At 59.5% G+C, this 5,208-nt stretch carries 4 protein-coding genes and 2 pseudogenes; 3 read left to right on the forward strand and 3 right to left on the reverse strand.

Annotated features, from left to right (window positions below; translation table 11 throughout):
- The first annotated feature begins 612 nt into the window (after nt 1-612).
- Entirely contained in the window at nt 613-2,043 is a 1,431-nt protein-coding gene (locus tag BMZ83_RS15920) for a SipW-dependent-type signal peptide-containing protein (RefSeq protein WP_074880964.1), read from the forward strand.
- A 26-nt stretch (nt 2,044-2,069) separates the two neighbouring features.
- A pseudogene (locus BMZ83_RS17495) lies at nt 2,070-2,210 on the forward strand (GNAT family N-acetyltransferase); the annotation flags it as partial.
- 78 nt (nt 2,211-2,288) lie between these two features.
- Here BMZ83_RS17495 and BMZ83_RS15930 read toward each other — a convergent pair.
- Nucleotides 2,289-2,873 (reverse strand): annotated as a pseudogene (locus BMZ83_RS15930) (DUF6735 family protein); the annotation flags it as partial.
- 690 nt (nt 2,874-3,563) lie between these two features.
- Between BMZ83_RS15930 and BMZ83_RS15940 the strand changes: the two are divergent.
- On the forward strand, nt 3,564-3,941 hold the full coding sequence (locus BMZ83_RS15940; RefSeq protein ID WP_074880967.1) for a hypothetical protein: 378 nt from the start codon (nt 3,564-3,566) through the stop codon (nt 3,939-3,941).
- Between the two features lie 191 nt (nt 3,942-4,132).
- Here the strand turns inward: BMZ83_RS15940 and BMZ83_RS15945 are convergent, their stop codons facing one another.
- Both BMZ83_RS15945 and BMZ83_RS15950 read right to left on the reverse strand, forming a co-directional pair.
- Nucleotides 4,133-4,591: an HVO_A0114 family putative DNA-binding protein gene (locus BMZ83_RS15945; RefSeq protein WP_074880970.1), complete on the reverse strand. Its 459-nt coding sequence runs from the start codon at nt 4,589-4,591 to the stop codon at nt 4,133-4,135.
- Nucleotides 4,584-4,889 carry a toxin-antitoxin system TumE family protein gene (locus BMZ83_RS15950; RefSeq protein WP_074880973.1) on the reverse strand — a complete coding sequence of 102 codons (306 nt, stop codon included), beginning with the start codon at nt 4,887-4,889 and terminating at the stop codon, nt 4,584-4,586. Before BMZ83_RS15950 ends, BMZ83_RS15945 begins: the two co-directional genes overlap by 8 nt.
- Nucleotides 4,890-5,208: the final 319 nt, after the last annotated feature.

Consider the following 5,208-nt stretch of genomic DNA (forward strand, 5'->3'; position numbering starts at 1 on the left):
ACCGCCACACCAACCACCAACGAAACCACCACCGCCACACCAACCACCAACGAAACTGCGACGGAGACAGCCACGCCGACACCAACGGAGACAGCTACGCCGGCCCCTCCGACTGACGCGAACACGCCGACGGAGACCGAAACGGCGCCCGCGGCGATGGCTCGTGACGGGGCGACAGCCGCGATTTGGGTCGACTGATCCTTTCCGACCAGGATCGTGCCACCGCGGACACGCCCGGGGAACGGGAAGCCGTTCCGGCGGATGCGTTTGCCGACATCCGACGATATTCTCGTTTTCAGCGAACCGTTTCGCCCGCGAGTCGACCGCTGCGCCGGCCTCCACCATGTCGCCGGACGGTCGCGTTCGGGGTCGGCACGATCCCGACGCGGTCGGACCACTCTGCGACGGTCTCGACCTGACACGCCAAACTGGCGGGCTCCGAAACCGGATCAGGGGTCCGGATCCGACGGAGTCGTCAACTGCATTCGGTATGGGTAGCCTGTTACCAGCCAGCCGGGCCTGAAGCGGTCGTTCGGAGGCCGCGAAGGGTCTGTTCGGGGACGGCGTGGCTGCTCGTACATAGGTCACCGTCCCTCATTGGGGAGAACGCACATGAGCAAGCAAGACATCACTGCAACGCGACGTAACGTCCTCCTCGGACTCGGCACTGTCGGCCTGGCCTCAGCGGGCGCCGGGCTGGGGACCACAGCCTACTTCCACGATACCGAGTCCTTCGAGGGCAACAGCCTTCAGGCCGGTGAGTTTGACCTGCGGGTACGGTTCCACGGCCAGTACAACGAGCCCGGCGAACCCCTCTTCGGCCAGAGTAACGGCATCATCGACGGCGTGAACTCGATGGCGGGCGGCCAGTCCGTCAGCGAGTCCTCCTTCGGGTACGTCGTCGACGACCTGAAGCCCGGCGACTGGGGATTCGGTGAGTTCTGCTTCCAGATAATCGACAACCCTGGCTTCGTCACCCTCTCCGGCGAAGTGACCCAGGACAGCGAGAACGGTTACACCGAGCCCGAGCCGACGACGGCCGCGGACGGTGATAGCAACACCCCCGGCGACGCCGCCGGCGAGGGTGAGCTACTCGACGCGCTCCTGGTCGATGTTTCCTACTCGGACGGGACCTTCACCAACACGGGCGGGAACAACGCGTCGCAGTACGCCCCCGGCACGGCAAAAGGAGACGTCTTCAGCGGGACGCTCCGTGAGTTCTTCGCGAATGAGTATCTGTTCGATGCTGACCCCACGACCGTCGCGGCCGACCCAGTCCCTGGTACCGACAATCTGGGCGAGTTCTTCAATCCCTGCCTGCTGTTCGAGTTCCACGTACCGACCAGCGTGGGCAACGAGATCCAGTCGGATATCTTGGGCTTCAGCTTGAACTTCCACGCGGTTCAGGCCCGCCACAACGCCGTCGTGGCGACCGACGTAGGATCCGGCTTCGTCGACGTGAGCCCATCGGTGAACGCCAACGGCGGCTACGGTACCGGCGGCGAGTCATTCGCCTCCAAGATGATCACCGGCCGAGCCCGCTACGGCGACAGCGGCGGAGCCGCGGAGAAGGAGCTAACGACTGGGATGGCCAGCCCCACGGGCGACGGGAAAAACATCGACTGGGCGCCGTTCTTCGGCCAGTCGACGCCGTTCACGTTCAGCTACGACGCTAACGCCGCCACCGGGACCTTCGCGCTCGCCAACGACGCCGTCACCTCGACGGTTTCGGGCGTGAGCGCGCCTGCGGGCCGCATCGGGCTGCAGGCGAAGGCAAACGAGGCGACCGTCTCCGTCGCCAATGTCGCAGTGACGACCGACGGCTCGGCGACGACACTGGTCGGACCTGCCAGCTTCGCGGCAAGTAACGACGACGGTGATGGGTCAACTCGCGACATCCAGTACCTCGTGATCGAGAGCGACGCCGCGGCGCTCACGAACGGCTTCACCCTGAGCGGGGACGTGACTATCAGCCCCAACGGCGACTTCACTTCGGTCGCAGGAGCCAACGAGGATATCGCCCTCGACGTGATTGTCGAGTGATCCACTAATCGGCGGTTCCAGCGACCGCGGTCCACCCGGATCATCGGCGCCAAGGGTTATCCACTCGGATGACAGAACGGGCCATCGAACGGTATGCTGACGATCATCCGTTCTTTTTCAATTTCCCGAACCACCGATCCTGTCCGGGATATCTCAAACTCGATTGAGACATCGAATCACGATCTATGGCGGGGCTCACCCATTCCGGCCCCTGAAAAACAGCAGCTGCCACGAAGCAGATCGAACTAGGAGTGGTTCTGGCTCGCCTTCTCGAAGGGTGATTCTCCGGTCGGAATGCGCAGCTCCTGTCGGTTTCCGACTCGCTCGGCCAGCTTCCGTTTCAGGTACTGTCTCGCCGTCGACGGCGTGAAGACGCCCTCCTCGAGCATATCGCCGACCGGCTCGCCGTCGTACCAACGCACCGTCGCAAGCGCGCCATTCCCGACTGTTTCTCCCTGTTCGACCGTCTCCGAGTCGTACTGGAGGCCGAACCACAGCGTCCGATAGGCGGTCACCTCGAACGTCGTCGACACCACGAAGAACGCCTCGTGGTGGAGGTAGTCGAGGTGGTCAGCGACGATCTCGTCGAGGGTGAGCCCGGTGGCGCGGGGCTTCGGCTCGGCGACCGTCGACGGTCGATCCTCGCCAGCGAGGTAGCCGTCGACCGCATCTGCCTCGAGGCCATCGGCCAGTTCCGCCAGCAGCTGTTTCGCCCACTTGGAGTCGGTGTCGTCGCCACCGAACGGCGATTCAGCCGAGATTCGGTGCTTGAGCTTCAGGTTCGCTGCGCCCCAATGGCTGTAGTGGAGCGTGTACTGTCCCTCGAGTCTATTACAGTCCTGTTGCCACGCTGGATTTCTCGATCGGTAAGTACAGAGAGACTTCTTACCACCCCAAGATATTCACTCTACAGGAAAGAATCAAACTCTATGGAACTCATGGAGCGCCGGAAAGAGATTGTTGGGTCGGCGTTCGTATTCGCTGTCTTTTTGACCACGTTAACCGCTTTGCGGGTTTGGAACCTAAAACCGTCTACCTCAGTCCAGTCAGACATTGTTAAGGGAACTGCGATACTGGTTGTCGCCGCAGTTGCGTACTACGTATACTGCGGCGGGAACTTCCTCAACGGGTGGATAATCGCCCTCGGGCCAGTTCTGGCCTTCACGCTCAATCTTTTTGCCCCAGTTACAACTATGGGGGTTGTTGATATTCTGATCTGGGGACTCGGTAGCGCAATTCCCATTTCCGGTGTATTAGCGATAGTCGGTTTGCTACTCGGAGAGGGACTCAAAAGGGTAACCAAGCCAGAGAGAAAGAATCGTCCAACGTAAGTTCTACCTTTCATCTGAGGAACGGAATTCAGAACTATGAGAAAAAGAGAAGTATTCAAATTTATCGGAACATTTGCTATCCCGACAATATCCGGGTGCAGTAGTCTGCGAAATCTAACGTGTACAACCCCGATTGAAGCAACCGTCGGAAACGTGTCTATCATAGGAAATAACATGGGCAATCTCGTGATGGAGAACGAGGTCAAAGAGCAAAACGTACTGGTGACATTGAGAAACGAGGCGAACGACTACTCTCTTTTCACAGAATCAAAGGTGCTGTACGACATCCAACAATGGGTCGAAGATGAGTGGCGCTCGATCTACTGTGTGACTTCGGATCGGGATTGGGGAAGTGATTGGGTCGAGCACGAACCGGGATCCGGATTCACGTGGGAGATACACACTGGGGAGGAGGGATCCAACGAGCGTGAAGGAATGCGGATCAGGGAACCGATCACGAGCGGGGCGTACAGGTTCGTCTACTTCGGACTCATCGAACCGGAGCTACAGGACTCGGAGAACGCGGACGAGCAAGCTATAGCCATCCAGTTCGACGTTCCCTCCTGACCGACGACGTGACCGTCCCGTGTCAACGGTAAACAACTCGACCAAACTGGTTATCGTTAGATTCGCAACCCCACTTATCGGCTGTTTCACTGAAGATAGTATCTGACTAAGAGGGTTTCAACAAAGCCGTGTATTCGTATTCGGTAGCCAGAGATAGCTACCTGAACAGGCCCAAGGCGATATCGCCCTAATCACGCCGGGGCCTCTTCCTCGCCACCGCGCACTCCGACGAGTTCGACATCAAGGTGGATACGCTCGTAGGGCAGGTACGGCCGCTTCGCCTTCCCCTCCTCGATGACGAACAGCAGCCCGTAGTCGGCGAGCAGCGAGACATCGTCGTGGACCGTTCGGTAGTCCCTATCGAGGTCTTCCGCGAGTGCCGTAATACTTTCGGCCGCCCCCTCGGTCTCCATGAGCGTTTGGAGGAGTTCGAGTCGGCGGTCGGTGAGGATCTTCCGCAGCTCACCGACAGTTGGGAACGACACGACCGCGGCCTGTTCCTCGCCTTCGCTAAGAGCACTAACGGTATCGAGGGTGTCCTCACGCATTTCATCGAACGACTCCACAGTGACACGGAGCACGCTAGGGTGGGGGCGGTCACGAGGATCGCTGTACTTGTCGGGCCATCCGTTGTCGGTGGGGTCAGTCATTGTTTGTGTCCTCGGTGTGAGTGAGGTGGGCGACTTCCTGAAGGAAGCGAGCGACATGCGCGGTTATACTCTGGAACGTGATCTCGTTGTCCGTCCCGAAGTTGACGTGTCGGTGATGCCAGCCGATATCGTCGTCATCGTGGGCGTTGTCGAAGCGCAGTATCTCTCCCTCTTCCGGGTGATAGTACTGGAACCGGTAGAACCACCCGCCGGGGTATTCGTCGTCGGGGATAGCGAACATCTCCACGCGACCGCCAGGGACCGCGCGGTTCAGTTCTAGCGGGTGGTTCCCGTCCATCCTCTACCTACCTATGTCCTATGACCCCATAAGTCATAAAGATAGTGGGCAGTCCAGGCCCTCTAGGATGATTTCTTGAATCGACCAGTCAGAGAGTCATAGAACATCCGAAGTGAACACCCACGGCCTACCCAGCCAGTAACGATTCTCGCTCCTGCACTCAAATTCTTGGTTCGCTCTTCGAGTCGTACATATATATGAATGGGTCGTCGGTGTCGTGCGGTTGAAGCGTCGCCGGAACTATCTTCGTCGCGTGTTCTCTCGTCTATCTTTCTTCGAGGAGAGAATCCCGCCGTTCACGGCGGGCGTGAATCCGCCA

Source organism: Halolamina pelagica, assembly GCF_900115675.1.
In the GTDB taxonomy this organism is placed as follows: Archaea; Halobacteriota; Halobacteria; order Halobacteriales; family Haloferacaceae; genus Halolamina; species Halolamina pelagica.